Source organism: Paraburkholderia sp. SIMBA_030, from assembly GCF_046535245.1.
In the GTDB taxonomy this organism is placed as follows: Bacteria; Pseudomonadota; Gammaproteobacteria; order Burkholderiales; family Burkholderiaceae; genus Paraburkholderia.
Genome location: NZ_JAWRXB010000002.1, coordinates 142880 through 159627, shown reverse-complemented (window position 1 = coordinate 159627; position 16748 = coordinate 142880). Strand labels below are relative to the sequence as shown.

At 64.7% G+C, this 16748-nt stretch carries 12 protein-coding genes and 1 pseudogene; 7 read left to right on the top strand and 6 right to left on the bottom strand.

Going from position 1 to position 16748, the window contains the following annotated elements; translation table 11 throughout:
• Positions 1 to 6 precede the first annotated feature (6 nt).
• Both SB772_RS03845 and SB772_RS03840 read right to left on the bottom strand, forming a co-directional pair.
• Positions 7 to 1803, bottom strand: a complete 1797-nt coding sequence (locus SB772_RS03845; protein WP_410831958.1) for a thiamine pyrophosphate-requiring protein — start codon at positions 1801 to 1803, stop codon at positions 7 to 9.
• Positions 1804 to 2029: 226 nt separating this feature from the next.
• Complete coding sequence (locus SB772_RS03840) at positions 2030 to 3949, bottom strand: potassium transporter Kup (protein WP_410831957.1); 1920 nt, start codon at positions 3947 to 3949, stop codon at positions 2030 to 2032.
• A 322-nt stretch (positions 3950 to 4271) separates the two neighbouring features.
• Between SB772_RS03840 and SB772_RS03835 the strand changes: the two genes are divergently transcribed.
• Positions 4272 to 4451: a DUF2934 domain-containing protein gene (locus SB772_RS03835; RefSeq protein WP_410831956.1), complete on the top strand. Its 180-nt coding sequence runs from the start codon at positions 4272 to 4274 to the stop codon at positions 4449 to 4451.
• 108 nt (positions 4452 to 4559) lie between these two features.
• Here the strand turns inward: SB772_RS03835 and SB772_RS03830 are convergent.
• Positions 4560 to 5483: pseudogene (locus SB772_RS03830) on the bottom strand (efflux transporter outer membrane subunit); the annotation flags it as partial.
• A 193-nt stretch (positions 5484 to 5676) separates the two neighbouring features.
• Here SB772_RS03830 and coxB point away from each other — a divergent pair.
• The 5 genes from coxB (at position 5677) to SB772_RS03805 (ending at position 11280) form a co-directional block, all read left to right on the top strand.
• On the top strand, positions 5677 to 6753 hold the full coding sequence (gene coxB / locus SB772_RS03825; RefSeq protein WP_410831955.1) for a cytochrome c oxidase subunit II: 1077 nt from the start codon (positions 5677 to 5679) through the stop codon (positions 6751 to 6753).
• Between the two features lie 16 nt (positions 6754 to 6769).
• Complete coding sequence (ctaD, locus tag SB772_RS03820; protein ID WP_410831954.1) at positions 6770 to 8782, top strand: cytochrome c oxidase subunit I; 2013 nt, start codon at positions 6770 to 6772, stop codon at positions 8780 to 8782.
• A gap of 1 nt (position 8783) precedes the next feature.
• Complete coding sequence (locus tag SB772_RS03815) at positions 8784 to 9398, top strand: heme-copper oxidase subunit III (protein WP_410831953.1); 615 nt, start codon at positions 8784 to 8786, stop codon at positions 9396 to 9398.
• Positions 9395 to 9847, top strand: coding sequence for a hypothetical protein (locus SB772_RS03810; protein ID WP_410831952.1), 453 nt, complete (start codon positions 9395 to 9397; stop codon positions 9845 to 9847). Before SB772_RS03815 ends, SB772_RS03810 begins: the two co-directional genes overlap by 4 nt.
• Before the next feature lie 128 nt (positions 9848 to 9975).
• The gene (locus tag SB772_RS03805; RefSeq protein ID WP_410832246.1) at positions 9976 to 11280 is read left to right on the top strand and encodes a c-type cytochrome; all 1305 of its coding nucleotides are present in this window, start codon (positions 9976 to 9978) and stop codon (positions 11278 to 11280) included.
• A gap of 136 nt (positions 11281 to 11416) precedes the next feature.
• On the opposite strand, the gene betA is transcribed toward SB772_RS03805, so the two are convergent.
• The 3 genes from betA to betI are packed head-to-tail and all read right to left on the bottom strand — an operon-like array spanning position 11417 to position 15199.
• Positions 11417 to 13102 carry a choline dehydrogenase gene (gene betA / locus SB772_RS03800; protein WP_410831951.1) on the bottom strand — a complete coding sequence of 562 codons (1686 nt, stop codon included), beginning with the start codon at positions 13100 to 13102 and terminating at the stop codon, positions 11417 to 11419.
• Positions 13103 to 13114: 12 nt separating this feature from the next.
• Positions 13115 to 14584: a betaine-aldehyde dehydrogenase gene (gene betB, locus SB772_RS03795; protein WP_410831950.1), complete on the bottom strand. Its 1470-nt coding sequence runs from the start codon at positions 14582 to 14584 to the stop codon at positions 13115 to 13117.
• Positions 14585 to 14611: 27 nt separating this feature from the next.
• A complete protein-coding gene (gene betI, locus SB772_RS03790) occupies positions 14612 to 15199 on the bottom strand; it encodes a transcriptional regulator BetI (protein WP_410831949.1) in 588 nt (195 codons plus the stop codon).
• 249 nt (positions 15200 to 15448) lie between these two features.
• Here betI and fdhA point away from each other — a divergent pair, with 249 nt between their 5' ends.
• Positions 15449 to 16648: a formaldehyde dehydrogenase, glutathione-independent gene (fdhA, locus tag SB772_RS03785; protein ID WP_410831948.1), complete on the top strand. Its 1200-nt coding sequence runs from the start codon at positions 15449 to 15451 to the stop codon at positions 16646 to 16648.
• Positions 16649 to 16748 lie beyond the last annotated feature (100 nt).

Here is a 16748-nt window from a genome sequence, read left to right as displayed (position 1 = left end):
GCGGCGTCATTTGTCGCGATGCCCCGGCAATACCGCGTCGAGCACCTGCTTCGCCGTTTCGACGATAACGTTGGCTTCGTTCGGATCGCGCTTGATTAGCGTCGACGCGAATGCTTTTGCTTGCGCCAGCGTGATATGCGGCGGTAGCGGCGGAATATCCGGATCGGCCTTTACATCGATAACCACTGGCCGGTCCGACGCGAGCGCCTCGTCCCAGGCTGCGCCCATGCGTTCGGCGTCGTCGACGTAAATGCCCTTCAGGCCGATCAGTTCCGCAAATCGATGAAACGGCACGGACGGAATATCCTGCGACGCCTCGAACTTCGGATCGCCTTCCATCGCACGTTGCTCCCACGTCACCTGATTCAGATCGCCGTTGTTGAGCACCATGCAGATCCAGCGCGGACTGGCCCAATGTTTCCAGTATTTGGCCACCGTGATGAGTTCCGCCATGTTGTTCATCTGCATCGCACCATCGCCGATTAGCGCGATGACAGGCCGCTCGGGGTACGCGAATTTTGCGGCGATCGCATACGGCACCGCCGCGCCCATCGAGGCAAGACCGCCTGACAGCGAGCACATCATGCCGCGCTGTACTTTCAGGTCGCGTGCGTACCAGTTCGCGCATGAGCCGGAGTCGCTTGTCACGATTGCATTAGCCGGTATGCGCGGGGATAGCTCCCACACACTGCGCTGAGGGTTCATGCCGTTCTTGCCGGTCTCATGCGCACGCCTGTCGAGCGTCTTCCACCAGTCGGCAGTCCAACCCTCGATCTTCTTGCGCCACGTGCGGTCCTGTTTCTGCTCGAGCAACGGCAGCAACGCGCGCAGCGTCTCGACGCTGTCGCCCACCAGGTTGACTTCCATCGGATAACGCAAGCTCAGCATGTCGGCCTTGAGGTCGACCTGCACCCCGCGGGCGGCGCCTTCTTTAGGCAGAAATTCAGAGTATGGAAAACCCGAGCCGATCATCAGCAGCGTGTCGCACTCGCTCATCAGGTCATAGCTGGGCTTTGTGCCGAGCAGTCCGATCGACCCGGTGACCCAAGGCAAATCATCCGGCAAAGCGGCCTTTCCAAGCAGCGCTTTGGCAACGCCCGCGCCGAGTTTTTCCGCTACGGCGATGACTTCATCCGTGGCGTGCAGCGCACCTGCACCGATCAGAATGGCGACTTTCTTGCCGGCGTTGAGCACGTCGGCGGCCTGCTGCAGATCGTCGGGGTAAGGGACGAGTCGCGGGGCGCGATAGCCGACGCCCGAATGCAGGGTGCCGTGTTTGCGGCCCGGCGCTTCGTAGGCCAGATCCTGTAGATCGTTGGGCAGCACGATTGCCGTGACCGTGCGTTCCGAGAGCGCGGTACGTACCGCGCGATCCACCAGATGCCGGACTTGCGAAGGCACGCTTGCCTGCTCCACGAACGCGCCGGCGACGTCCTTGAACATCGACACCAGATCCAGTTCCTGCTGGTAGTGGCCAGCGAGTGCGGCGCGCGCCTGCTGTCCAGCAATCGCCAGTACTGGCATATGGTCCATGCGGGCGTCGTAAAGTCCGGTGATCAGATGCGAGGCACCCGGTCCTGAAGTTGCCATGCAAACACCCAGTTCGCCGGTGAACTTCGCGTGCGCCGAGGCCATGAATGCGGCCATTTCCTCGTGGCGCGCCTGCACGAATTCGATCTTGCCCTGCGCCCGGTTCATTGCCCCGAACACGCCATTGATGCCGTCTCCCGGGTACCCGTAAATTCGTCGCACGCCCCACGCGTGCAGTCTTTCTACAATAAAGTCACCGACGGTTTGGGTCATTGCAGTCTCCACAAACGGATGGCGAGCACGGCTTCACGCATACGCCGTGCCGCGCCCGACGTCACGTATGACGCCGTATCCGTGGCGTCCGACGGCACCGTATCGGGTGCACACAGTCCACCTGCCAGCAATGAATGTACCCGCTTATTTTCTTCAGCTTTCGAGCAGAATTCCCGCGTCGCATCAGGCTTTCACCTGGGGCGCGAAGTGGGTCGGGCGTCGCACGCTACAGCGCAACCTGCACCCCCAGCTCGACGACGTCCTCCGCGCGCAGGCCGTAGTACTCCGCGCTCGACGTCGAGTGAAACGACATTTGTGCAAACAGCGCTTCGCGCCAGCCGTACGGCGCGTCGTGCGCTTCGCTCTTGATGATTTCGTCACGCGGCAGGAAGAACGTCGTGTGCTTCGCATCGAAACGCCAGTCACCGAGCCGGCCGTTCAGCGATTCCAGCAAGCGCGGCAGATTCGGCCGCTCGACGAAGCCGTGCCGCGCCACGACTTCATAACAGCCGTGTCCCAGGTCGCGCGTTTCGATGCGTGTTTTATCGTCGACACGCGGCGCCGACTCCGGCAAGTCCGTAAAAAAGATCGAGGTCTGATGCAGGACGCCGTTATGGCGCACGTTGCTGCGCAGCGCCGCAGGCGTCCGGTCAGGCAGATTGCCGGGGTAGACGGCGGTGCCGCGCACCCGGGCGGGCGGCTCTGCTCCGCCAAGCGCTTCATGCAGGAACGCCTGCAACGATTGTGTGGCGTCCGCGCGCCGCCGCGCGGTTCGCCGGCCGTACCGCCACGTGCTCATCAGCACGAACAGCACACCGCCGACAGTGACGGGAAACCATCCCCCGTGGGGAATCTTCGGCAGATTCGCCGCGACCAGTGTGCCGTCGACGATCAGGAGCGGCACGCTGACCGCTGCCACCGCCAGCCTCGGCCAATGCCAGACGATGCGCGACAGCGCGATCATCTGGATCGTGGTGATCAGCATTGTCAAGCCAACGGCGATGCCGTATGCGGACGTGAGCCGCTCCGAGCTGCGAAACGTGACGACAAGGAACATGACCGCTGCGAAGAGGATCGCATTGACCGCCGGAACATACACCTGGCCGCGCTGCTCACGAGACGTTTCGATGAACCGCAAGCGCGGCAGGAAATCGAGTTCGATGGCCTGGCTCGTCATCGAGAAAGCGCCTGAAATGACCGCTTGCGACGCGATGACCGTGGCGAGCAGCGCCAGCACGACAGTGGGCACGAGTGCCCAGCCCGGTGCCGCATAGAAGAACGGCTGCTGCGCCGAGCCGGGTTGGAACAATAGTGTCGCCCCCTGCCCGAAGTAGCCGATGATGATCGACGGAAGCACGACCGCGAGCCACGCAATGCGGATCGGCTTGCGGCCGAAATGGCCGATGTCCGCATAGAGCGCTTCGGCGCCCGTCAATGCGAGAACCACCGCGCCTAGGATCACGAACGCAATGCCGGGCCGCGACAGCGCGAGCGCCATCGCCCAGCCCGGCGACAACGCGCGCAGCACCTGCGGATGCTGCGCGACGCGATACGCGCCGACCACCGCCAGCCAGAGGAACCACACGCTCATCACCGGCCCGAACCAGCGGCCGACCACTGCCGTGCCGCGTCGTTGAAACGCGAACAGCGCGACGAGGATCGCCAGCGCCGCCGGCACGACGAACGGATCGAATTTCATGCTGATCTGCCGCAGGCCTTCCACTGCGGATAGCACCGACACCGCCGGCGTCACCATCGAATCGCCATAGAACATCGCGGCGCCGAACAGGCCGATCAGCAGCAGCGCGCGCGGCGCGGCCTTGCCGTTCTGCTGGTAGCCGCTTTCGACGAGCGCGCTCAACGCGACGATGCCGCCTTCGCCCTCGTTATCCGCGCGCATCACATAGCAGACATACTTCAGCATGACGACGATCAGCACGGCCCAGACAATCGCCGACAGCACGCCCATGACGATTTGCGCGTTCGAAGCGCCGGCATCGAGCACGCCTTGGCGCAACGCATAGATCGGACTGGTGCCGATGTCGCCGAACACCACGCCGAGCGCGCCGAGGACCAGCGCGGGTGTTCCTGAGCGGTGCTCCTGTCGCTCAGGCCGGGCGTTCCGATGACGTGCGTGTTCGGGCATGAAAGGCGGGCTTTGGTGGTGATCCCGGATGCGACGACATTTAGCAAAAATTGTTCCGCGCGGCGCGCATCGCGTTCGTGTTGCCGAACGTGCACGGCGTGCCGCCGCTGTCTTCAAGCGTTCAACGGGTGGCAAGTCCCTGTTCGGGCGGAACAATTGAGAGGAGAGCATAGTAAGCGACCGCGCCCGCCAGCAGCATGCCCTGGTCCTGGCAAGGAACAGCGCTTGCTAAGCTTCAGGTTGCCGCCGCGCAACCCGTTGCAAACAGCAAGTTCCGCAAATCCGGAGCGGGTCTTTTTTAGGGCTTACGAGGAGCACGAACATGGAATATATGTCGGTGGAAGAACGGATTAGGACCAGGGCTTACCAATTGTGGGAAAAGGCGGCCGAGCCCAAGGGGACACCTGAGGAATACTGGGAACAGGCGCGAGCCGAGATCGACGATGAAGACGCGCATGCGGACGCTTCGGGCATACCCACGGAGCCGCCCGGAACGCTGTGACAGTCTGCCTGTGACGGTCTCCCGCGATCCGCTGCCCCCGCACGGTCCACCCAGCAGTGAGGCAGGTAGTGGCGACGCGTGACGCGACTGCGGCAGTGGACCGCGCAGCTACGGCGCGCGCGGCGCCACTACCGCTGTTGCCGTGTCCTGCCAGCCGCCGCCAAGCGCCTTGTAGAGCGCAACCAGATCGGTACTCACCTGCATCGTGCCCTGCGCGTCTTGCTGACGAGCCTGCGCGAGTTGCCGCTCGGCATCGAGCACGTTGATGAACGTGACAAGTCCCTTGCGGTAGCTGTCGCGCGCCAGTTCGAAAGCGGTTTGTTGCGCGGCGACGTCCGCATCGAGCGCGGCGCGGCGGTCCTGATCGGTACGGTACACCGCGAGTGCGTTGTCGACATCGCGCAGCGCCATCAGCACGGTCTTGCGATAGTCGAGCGCCGCTTCGGCCTGCTCCGCCTGCGACAGGTGCAGGTTCGACACCAGCGCGCCGCCTTCGAACACCGGCAGCGAAATGCTCGGACCGAACGAATAGAACAGATGCGACCAGCGCGATAGATCGCTCACGTGGGTCGCGCGCGTGCCGATCTCGCCGGTGAGCGAGATGTCTGGGTAGAACTGCGCGACCGCCACGCCGACGTTCGCCGTTGCCGCGTGCGGATTGGCCTCGGCGCGGCGGATGTCCGGGCGCCGCCGCGCTAGCGTCGCGGGCAGGCCGACCGGCACCGCGGGCAGCACCGGCGGCACGGCGGCGGGCGCCGAGAGTTCGGCGGCGAGCGAACCCGGCGGTTCACCGAGTAGATAAGACAGCGCGTTTAGCGCCTGGGCGATCTGCTGATCGAACTGCGGCAACTGCGCCTGCGTTTGTGCGAGCTGCGCGGCCGCGCTTTTCACGTCGAGCTCGCTTGCGAGGCCCACGCGTGCCTGGCTTTGCGTGAGCGTCACGATCCCGCTCTGCTGCTCGACGAGGCTTGCGCCGATCTGCCGTTGCGCCTGCGCGCCGCGCAATTGCACATAGGTCTGCCCCACTTCCGCACCGGCTAACGGCCCCACGGCACACCGACAGGTAGGAAGCATTTGACGTGCCCGCGCCGGCGTGATTGCAAGGCCCTTGAGTTTTTCGCAAGCCGATTTGCGGCGCGGCTCATTTTTTGCTTATCGCCCACACGCAGGACGTTCTCCTTTCGAGTGGCCTGCGATGACACCAGGATTGACGGAGATGGGACAGATGCGGGTACGGCAACGGTTCGCGACGGCATTGCGCGACGGCCGTTTAATGCGCGCGTGGGCGGCGCCAGCATGGCTTGCCGCGACGTTGTCAGACGCAACCTCTGCCGCCGCGCAACCGGCACCGGGCATCGCGCCGCTCAACTATTTCCTGCACGCGGCCGGTCCTGCCGCGGCGCCGACCATGTACCTCGGCTGGATGCTCACCGCGCTGGCGGTAGCGGTGTCGTCGCTGGTCGCGGTGCTGTTGTTCGCTGCCATCGTGCGCCGCCGGCCAGGTGCCGATCCGGCCACGCAGCATGCGGATAGCGGCGGGGTTGCGTGGATCTACATCGGCACGGGCGTGTCGTCGGTCGTGCTGTTCATGGCGCTTGCCTACGTGCTGATGACCCTCGAAACCGTCGCGGCGCCCGCCCGGCAGCCGAACCTGACGATCACTGTCACCGCGTACGACTGGTGGTGGAAAGTGTCCTACAGCGACGCGCCCGACCCGGCGCGCAACTTCGTGACCGCCAACGAAATCCATATTCCGGTCGGCGAGCCGGTGAAGATCGAATTGCAGAGCGCCGATGTGGTCCACGCGTTCTGGGTGCCGCAACTGGCCGGCAAGACGCAGACGATTCCTGGCCAGATCAACCAGCAATGGATCGAGGCCGACCGGCCCGGCACCTATCGCGGCCAGTGTTCGCAGTTCTGCGGCGCGCAGCATGCGCACATGGCGTTCGAGGTGGTCGCGCAAAGCGCCCAGGATTTCGACGCGTGGCGCCGCGCCCAGGGGCAGGCCGCGCAACCGGTGAGCGGCGCTGACGCTACCGCGGGACAGAAGCTCTTCGGCGAGCGCTGCGCGGGGTGTCACACGGTGCGCGGCACCGATGCGCTGGGCACCCAGGCGCCTGATCTGACACATCTGGATTCGCGTCGCCTGCTGGCGGCCGGCGCGCTCACCAATACGCCCGGGCATCAGCTCGACTGGATCAGGCATGCGCAACGGATCAAGCCTGATTCGCTGATGCCGTCCATCGCGCTGAGCGCAGCGGATGCCGCTGCGTTGTCCGCGTATCTGTCCACGTTGCACTGACGAAGGAGCTCAGCCGATGGCCGATACCACCGTGTCTTCAGCGCAACCCGAGGCGTTGCGCCTGTCGCGCACGCTGCGCATCGGCCGCATCGAACCGGGCAGCGCTGAGGAAGCGCGCTTGCGGGAACTGTGGGAGGCGCGGCCGGGCTGGCGCGGCTGGTTTTCGACGGTCGATCACAAGACCATCGGCCTGCGCTATCTGGTGACGGCCTTTCTGTTCCTGCTGGCGGGCGGCATCGAAGCGCTGCTGATGCGCGTGCAGCTGGCGCGTCCCAACGCGACGCTGCTGACGCCCGAACAGTACAACCAGCTCTTCACGATGCACGGCATGACGATGATTTTCCTGTACGCGCTGCCCGTACTATCCGGCTTCTCGAACTATCTGTGGCCACTGATTCTCGGCGCGCGCGATATGGCGTTCCCGCGCCTCAATGCGTTTTCTTACTGGGTGTTCGTGTTCGCGGGCCTGTTTCTCTATGTGAGCTTTCCACTGGGCGAAGCGCCGAATGCGGGCTGGTTCAACTACGCGCCGCTATCCGGGCTGGAGTACGACACCGGACCCAACATCGACGTGTACGCGCTCGGAATGGTGCTGCTGGGCATTTCGACCACCGTCGGCTCGATCAACTTCGTCGTCACGCTGCTGCGGATGCGGGCGCCGGGCATGTCGCTCGACCGGCTGCCGGTGCTGGTGTGGGGCACGTTGACCGCATCGGGTGCCAACCTGCTGGCGGTGCCGTCGGTGAGCCTGGCGTTTTTTCTGCTGTGGCTGGACCGGCGCGTGGGTACCCATTTCTTCGACGTGCTCAACGGCGGGCGGCCTTTGCTCTGGCAGCACCTGTTCTGGATTTTTGCGCATCCATGGGTCTATGCGGTCGTGCTGCCGGCGATGGGGATCGTTTCGGATGCGTTGCCGGTGTTCTGCCGCAGACCGCTGGTCGGCTACGGGCCGGTGGCGCTCTCCACGGTGGCGACCATGCTGGTGGGGTTCGTCGTGTGGATCCATCATATGTTTGCGACCGGCATCCCGGCGCTCGCACTGTCGTTTTTTGGCGCGGCCAGCATGGTGATCGCGGTGCCTAGCGCGGTCGCAACCTTCGCATGGATCGCGACGATCTGGACGGGCAGGCCGGTCATGCGCGTGCCGTTCCTGTTCTTCGCCGGTTTTGTGCTCCTGTTCGTGGTGGGCGGCGTATCGGGCGTGATGACCGCCGCCGTGCCGCTCGACTGGCAACTGACCGATACGTATTTCGTCGTCGCGCATCTGCACTACGTGCTGCTCGGCATCAACGTGTTTCCGGTGATTGGCGGCATCTACTTCTGGTTTCCGAAATTCACCGGCAGGATGATGAGCGAGCGGCTCGGCAAGCTCGGTTTCTGGGTCATGTTCGCCGGCTTTAACGCCGCGTTCTTTCCGATGCATATCGCCGGGCTGCTTGGCATGCCGAGGCGTATCTATACTTATCCGGCCGACATGGGCTGGAACACCGTGAACCTGGTGACTTCGCTCGGTTCGTTCGTGTTCGCGTTCGGCGTGCTGATTTTTCTTGTCGATCTGCTCTATAGCGTCAAACGTGGCGCCATCGCAGGCGATAACCCGTGGGATGCGCCGACGCTCGAATGGTCCGTTTCGTCGCCGCCGCCACCGTATAACTTCGCAGTGCTGCCGTTCGTCGCGAGCCGTCATCCGCTGTGGGAAGGCCGGATGGAGGAGGGTACGGCCGGCGAGGCGCCGCGCCGCGGCTCGAAGCTCGACGAGGGTTTCCTGCTGGGCGAAGGCCGCGAGGCGCTCGGCACCACGGCGCTCGAAGGCAAGCCGGATGTGATCCTGAAGATGCCCGACGACTCGTACGCGCCGTTCTGGCTCGGCCTGTTCGCGACGCTCGTGTTCGCCGGACTCGCGCTGCGCGCCGAGTTCTTTACGGCGGCGGCGCTGCTCGCTTGCGCAACAACCATCGTAGTGTGGTTGTGGCCCGAACGCGCGCTGATCCAGCGCGAGCCGCAGACCGTGACCGATGCGGGAGACTGACATGGGCGAACTCACAGCACGTAGCGAATACACCCTGCCGGTCGGCAGTGCCGGCGAACGCTCCGGTGGATGGTGGGGCTGCCTCACGCTGATCGTTACCGAGGGGTCGCTGTTCGGCTATCTGATCTTTTCGTATCTGTACCTTGCGGCGCAAACAGGTCAGCAATGGCCGCCGGAGGGGTTGCCCGAGCTCGGCCTCGGCATTCTGAATACCGGCATCCTGTTGTCGAGCAGCGGCTTCGTCTGGTTCTGCGAGCGCTGCGTGCGGCGCAGACGGCTGCGCCGGGGCGTTGCATCGATGAGTGTGGCGGTCGTACTCGGCGTCACGTTCATCGGCATCCAGTTTCGCGAATGGCATAACCATCCATACGGACTAACTGCGCAACTGTACAGCTCGCTTTACTTCACGATCACCGGCTTTCATATGATGCACGTCGCGGTGGGTATCGTCGTGCTGTTCCTGCTGTTGTTGTGGACGGCGTTTGGCTATTTCGACGAGCGGCGTTGCGTTGCGCTGACGATCGGCGGCCTGTACTGGCATTTCGTCGATGTGGTGTGGTTGTTTATCTTCACTACGTTGTACCTGACGCCCTATCTGTTTCGGGAACCGTCATGAGTCCCGCCAGAACCGATGCACCGTCACCGGCGCAGTCCTCGACGCCAGCTGTCGCGCCCCGCCTGCCCGGTTCGCACGCGCTGATCGGCATGCTCGCCGCTCCGTTCGCATGGGTTGTGCAGATGGGCATCACCGAGACGTTGGCCGCACACAGTTGCTTTCCCCGCGATCGTCCGCTTACGGCTCCGACCTTGCCATGGCTGGATGCCGCCATTCTCGCGGTCAATTTCGTCTGTCTGGCGCTTGGCTGTTGGGGTGCCTTCGTTGCATGGCGCAACGTCCGGTTCGTCAGGCGGATTCGTTCTGGAATGCCAGGCAGTGCGAGCAGCGAACCAGGTCTGCTGGATGGTTTTCTCGCACGGGCGGGGGCGATGAGCAGCATCCTGTTCGGGTTCGCGCTGATCGCCACCGATATCGCGGTGCTGATCGTTTCGCCTTGCCGGTGGTGACGATGAACGCGCGCAAATCCGCACGCCGAGCCATGCGTGGCCGCTTCAATGGCTGGCTCGGCAGGCAGCGTCTGCATGCTGTGCTGGCGGCGGGTTGTGCGGCGGGTTGTGCGGCGGCTTTCGCGGCAATGCTGGCCGGGTCAGCGGCGCTTCGCGCGGTCCAACCGGTCGTGCCGCTTACCGGCGCCGCGCAAGCCGCGCCGGATGCCGCACTGATTGCCCGTGGCGCGTATCTGGCCAAAGCCGCCGACTGCGCGGGCTGCCATACCGCAGCGCCCACCGGTGGCCAACCGGGCCGCAGGACACCGCCCGCTCCCTTCGCCGGCGGGCTGGGCATGGCCTCACCGTTCGGCACGATCTACTCGTCCAACATCACGCCGGATCCCGTCAATGGAATTGGCCGCTATACCTACGGCGACTTTGCGCGAGCGCTGCGCGAGGGGATCGCGCCCGGCGGCAAGCGGCTCTATCCGGCGATGCCGTTTCCGTCCTTCGCGAAGATCAACGACGACGACATGCACGCGTTGTACGCGTATTTCATGCGTGGCGTCATACCGGTCGCACAACCGGCGCCGCGGACGCGCCTGCCTTTTCCGTTCAGCCAGCGCTGGGCGCTGATGTTCTGGGACTGGGCGCTCGCGCCGAGCGGGCAATACGTGCCGCAGCCGGGGCGCGACGCACAGTGGAATCGCGGCGCCTACCTCGTGCAATCGCTCGGCCATTGCGGCGCGTGCCATACGCCGCGCGGTCCGGCCTACGAGGAACGCGGCTACGACGGCGATGCGCGTCTTTACCTGACGGGCGGCACCAACGATCGCTGGTTTGCGCCGAACCTCACCGGCGACCCCGGCTCGGGTCTCGGACGCGTGGCGGCACAGGATATCGCAGCGTTCCTGAGGAGCGGGCACGGTGGGGGGCTCGTCGCGTTCGGCAGCATGGTTCAGGTCGTCGAAGACAGCACGCAGTATCTGGGCGACGACGACCTGGCCGCCATCGCCGCGTACCTGAAGAGCTTGCCGCCGCGCGAGCCGGCCGGACTCTACGACATGCATTCACGCGCCGCGCAGCAAACCATGCAGGCGCTGCGCACCGGCGACGTCGAGCGGCCGGGCGCCGGCATCTTCCAGAGCTATTGCGCGCGTTGCCATCAGTCGGACGGGTTAGGTGTCGTGCAGAAATATCCGCGGCTCGCGGGCAATCCCGCCGTACTCGCGCCGCAGACCACCTCGCTCGTACGTTTGCTGGTCGAGGGCGGCGCGAGCCCGCGCACGGAGAATGGGCCGCCCTCGCGCAAGATGCCGTCCTTCGCGGACAAGCTGACTAGCGCGGAAATGGCTCAGGTGTTGACGTTCATCCGCAATACATGGGGCAACGCGGCGCCACCCGTCACGACGCGCGATGTCACAACCGTGCGCAGCGCAATTCACAAGTAGCGCGGGCGGAGTGGCGCGTCGCGTACACGTGTAGGCGCTACGTAGTTAGCGAACTTTTACATCGCATTGCAACTTGTACACGGCAGCACGTGATACACCGCGTCGTCGCGACGCGTTGTCGGCGAAGAGATCATGCTCAACGAGATGGGCGAGCCCGCGTCCTCGCAACTGCCCCGTTAGCGACAAAGTAAGGCGTCTCCACCCGGGCCAGCGCTTGCCGGCCACGAATCCGGTCGGCGATCTTCTCGGCCAGCATGATGGTCGGCGCATTCAGATTGCCGGTGGTGATCTGCGGCATGATCGACGCATCCACCACGCGTAGCCGGTCGAGTCCATGCACACGGCCCTCGTTGTCGACGACGGCCATCTCGTCATAGCCCATCTTGCACGAGCACGACGGATGAAACGCCGTCTCCGCCCGCATGCGCACGAAGGTGTCGAGTTGCTCGTCGGTCGTCAATTCCGCGCCGGGGTTCAGCTCGCGGCCGCGATAGCGGTCGAGCGCCGGCTGGCGCATGATCTCGCGCGTGACCCGGATGCCGTCGCGGAATTCGCGCCAGTCGAGCGGATCGGACATGTAGTTGAACAGGATGCTCGGATGCGCGCCCGGATCGCGCGACGTGAGCTTCACCCGGCCGCGGCTCGGCGAGCGCATCGACCCGACGTGCGCCTGGAAGCCGTGCATCCTGATCGCGTTCGAACCGTTGTAGTTGATCGCGACCGGCAGGAAGTGATACTGGATGTTCGGCCACAGATCGTCGTCGCGGGTGCGGATGAAGCCGCCGGCTTCGAACTGGTTGCTCGCGCCGATCCCGGTTCCATGCAGCATCCATTCGAGCCCGATCGCCGGCTGGTTCCACCACTGCAACGCCGGGTATAGCGACACCGGCTCCTTGCATTCGTACTGGATGTACATCTCCAGATGGTCCTGGAGGTTTTCGCCGACGCCGGGCAGGTCGTGCACCAGCGGAATGTCGAGTTCGCGCAGCCACGTCGAGCGGCCTACGCCCGAGCGTTGCAGCAGTTGCGGCGATGCGATCGCGCCGCTGCACACCAGCACTTCGCGGCGCGCCTGTGCAGTCACTGCATGGCCATGATGCAGATACGCGACGCCAATCGCCCGCTTGCCCGAGAACAGCACGCGATCGGTCATGGCGTGCGTCACGATGGTCAGATTCGCCCGCGTCTTTGCGCGATCCAGATAGCCGCGCGCGGTGCTCGCGCGCCGGCCGTTCGCGGTGACGGTGCGATCCATCGGCCCGAAGCCTTCCTGCTGGTAGCCGTTCAGATCCTCGGTGCGTGGAAAGCCTGCCTGCACACCGGCTTCGACCATCGCGGCGAAAAGCGGATTGTTGCCGGGTTTGCTCGTCGTCACGTGCACCGGGCCGTCGCCGCCGTGATACGCGTTCGCGCCCACGTCGCGCGTTTCGGCCTTGCGGAAGTATGGCAGGCAATCCAGATAGGTCCAGTTTTCCAGACCCTGGCGCGTGGCCCAGTTGTCGTAGTCGAGCGCATTGCCGCGGATGTAGCACATGCCGTTGATCAGCGACGAACCGCCAAGCCCCTTGCCGCGCCCGCATTCCATGCGCCGGTTGTTCATGTGCGGTTCGGGGTCGGTCTCGTACGCCCAGTTATAGCGGCGCCCTTGCAGCGGATACGCGAGCGCCGCGGGCATCTGCGTGCGAAAGTCGAAGCGGTAATCGGGGCCGCCTGCTTCGAGCAGCAGCACGGTCACGTCGGCGTCTTCGCTCAGGCGCGAGGCGAGCACGTTGCCCGCGGAGCCCGCGCCGACGATGATGTAGTCGTATTCGTTCGAGGCCATCGCGATCGCTCCCTAGAACACCGGTTGATACGGGCCGAGTTCGACCTGCACGGATTTGATGCGCGTGTAGTGTTCGAGCGTCGTGATGCCGTTCTCGCGGCCGACGCCCGATTGTTTGTAGCCGCCTACCGGCATTTCCGCGGGCGACTCGCCCCATGTGTTGATCCAGCAAATGCCGGCTTCGAGCTGATGAATCACGCGATGCGCACGCGCCAGGTTCTCGGTCACGACGCCGGCGGCGAGACCGTAGGCAGTATGATTGGCGCGCGCGATCGCTTCGTCTTCGTCGTCGAACACGAGGATGCTCATGACGGGGCCGAAGATTTCTTCGCGCACGATGCGCATGTCGTCACGACAGCCTGAGAAAACCGTCGGCTCGACATATTGGCCGTTGCCGAAGTGGCCTTCGGCGATGCGCTTGCCACCCGCCACCAGCCGCGCGCCTTCCTGCACGCCGCTTTCGATGTAGCCGAGCACCTTCTGCAATTGCGCGGCGCTCACCAGCGGACCGAAATTGGTGTCGGCAGCGGTAGGCGCGCCGACGCGAATGCGCTTCACACGCTCCAGCACCAGCGCTTCGAAGCGTTCGAGCACGCTGCGCTGCACGAACACGCGCGTGCCGTTGGTGCAGACCTGACCGGAGCTGAAGAAGTTGGCGCTCATCGCAATGTCGGCGGCACGCTCGAGGTTGGCGTCGTCGAAGACGAGCAGGGGCGACTTGCCGCCCAGTTCCATCGTCACTTCCTTGAGCGACGACGCGCCCGCGAGCGACATCACCTTCTTGCCCGTTTCCACGCCACCGGTGAACGAGATCTTGGCGATGTCCGGATGTGCCGCGAGCATCGCGCCGACGCGTCCATCGCCCTGAACGACGTTGAACACGCCGGCCGGCACGCCGGCTTCGGTGTAAATCTCCGCGAGTTTCAGCGCGGACAGCGGCGTGATTTCACTCGGTTTGAAGATCATCGCGTTGCCGGCCGCCAGCGCGGGCGCCGACTTCCAGCACGCGATCTGGATCGGATAGTTCCATGCGCCAATCCCCGCGCATACGCCGAGCGGTTCGCGCCGCGTATAAACGAACGACGACGGCCGCAACGGAATCTGCTGGCCCTCGATGGCGGTGGCAAGCCCCGCGTAATACTCGATGACGTCCGCGCCGGTGACGATATCGACCGCCTTGGTTTCGGCGATCGGCTTGCCGGTGTCGCGCGTTTCGAGCGCGGCGAGTTCGTCGTTGCGTTCGCGCAGGATATCGACCGCGCGGCGCAGAATGCGCGAGCGCTGCATCGCAGTCAACGCCGCCCATGCGCGCTGACCGTCGCGCGCCGATTGCACCGCGCGATCGATGTCGGCCGCCGAGGCCTGCTGCACCGTCGCCAGCGTTTCGCCGGTGGCGGGGTCGAGCGTGTCGAAGGTTTCGCCGCCTGTCGCGTCGACGTAGGCGCCACCTATATAGAGACGTTGCGTTGCGAATGCCGGCATGGCGTGCTCCTTCCGATAAGAAAAAATTCAGTTGCGTGCTGAGAGAACCAGGTCGATGTAGTCGTTGGCCACGCGCAGCGCTGCTTTGGTGTCGAACGGCTCGCCGGACAGCGCGCCGCGCAGCCATAACCCGTCGATCAGCGCGGCCAGGCCGCTGGCCGCGCGCCGCGCCGCAGGCCGCGGCAGCGCTTTCGAAAAATCCGCGCACAGATTCGAGTTCAGGCGGCGCGTGTTCACGTATTGCAGCCGCTGCAGTTGCGGCTTGTGCATGCTCTCGGACCAGAACGCGAGCCACGTCTTCATCACCGGGCCGCTGGTCTGCTCCGCGTCGAAATTGGCCGCGACCACGGCGCGCAGTTTCGAGCGCGGGTCCGCCTTCGCCGCGCGGCGCCGGCGCGCGGTGGCGTGCCACAGATGGCGCAACACGTGACGCATGGTGGCTTCGAGCAAGCCGTCCTTGTCGCCGAAATAGTGGCTGACGATGCCGGTGGAAATGCTCGCGCGCTGCGCGACCGAGGCGAGCGTCGCGCCGGCCAGACCCGCCTGATCGATGGTCAGGAGCGTCGCGTCGATCAATTGCGCGCGGCGGATTTCGCGCATTCCGAGTTTGGGCATGGCGTGACAGGCGATAGGCCGAGCTGGGTTCGATGGCGCATGTTAGGTTTTTTATATTGAACGGTCAATCAATAAAAAACGGGTTGCATCAACGTGCGCAAGGGTTACGCCGCGCGTGTCGGCTACGGCCAAACCGGTGTCGCGTTCGATACATGTCCTTTGTCGCGGCGGGCACTACGCTCGTTGAACGGCGCGCGAAGTCGGCGAGGTCGAATCAAGCGCGCCGCTCACAAGACATGGAGACGAACAATGAGCAGCAATCGTGGCGTCGTGTATCTAGGGCAGGGCAAGGTGGAAGTGCAGTCGATCGACTATCCGAAGATGGTCGATCCGAGCGGCCGGGCGATCGGCCATGGGGTGATTCTGAAGGTGGTGAGCACGAATATTTGCGGCTCCGACCAGCATATGGTGCGTGGCCGCACGACCGCCGAAGTCGGCCTCGTGCTCGGCCACGAGATTACCGGCGAGGTGATCGAGATCGGCCGCGACGTCGAAACGCTGTCGATCGGCGACCTGGTGTCGGTGCCGTTCAACGTTGCCTGCGGGCGCTGCCCGACCTGCAAGGCACAACATACCGGCGTGTGTCTGAACGTGAATCCGTCGCGGGCGGGCGGTGCTTATGGATATGTCGACATGGGCGGCTGGATCGGCGGCCAGGCCGAGTACGTGATGGTGCCGTACGCCGACTTCAATCTGCTGAAGTTTCCCGACCACGCCCAGGCGATGGCAAAGATCCGCGATCTCACCTGTCTGTCCGACATTCTGCCGACCGGTTATCACGGCGCGGTCATGGCGGGCGTCAAGCCCGGCGCCACCGTTTATATTGCAGGCGCGGGGCCGGTGGGGATGGCTGCGGCCGCGTCGGCGCGCCTGCTCGGTGCGGCGTGCACGATCGTCGGCGACATGAACGAGGCGCGTCTCGCGCATGCCCGCAAGATGGGTTTCCAGACCATCGACCTGTCGAAGGATGCGACGCTGGGCGAACAGATCGAACAAATCCTCGGCAAGCCCGAGGTGGATTGCGCGGTGGACTGCGTCGGCTTCGAAGCGCACGGCCACGGCAGCAGCGGCCAGCACGAGGAAGCGCCGGCCACGGTGCTCAATTCGCTGATGGAAATCACCCGGGCCGCCGGTGCGATCGGCATTCCGGGCCTCTACGTGACGGACGACCCGGGCTCCGCCGATGCCGCCGCGCGCAAAGGCAGCCTGAGCATCCGCTTCGGACTCGGCTGGGCCAAGTCGCACTCGTTCCACACCGGGCAGACGCCGGTGATGAAGTACAACCACAATCTGATGCAGGCCATTTTGTGGGACCGGCTGCCGATCGCGGATATCGTGAACGTGACTGTCGTGTCGCTCGACGAAGCGCCCGAAGGTTACCGGCAGTTCGACGGCGGCGCACCACGTAAGTTTGTGCTCGATCCGCATGGGCTGTTGAAGGCGGCCTGACGCAAGCCGTTGCATCATGCATGCGTTGGGCGCTTCCCGCGTTCAACGCATGCATATCCACGACGACGGCAACACGACCCGAGCCGCCCCAGCGGCCTGG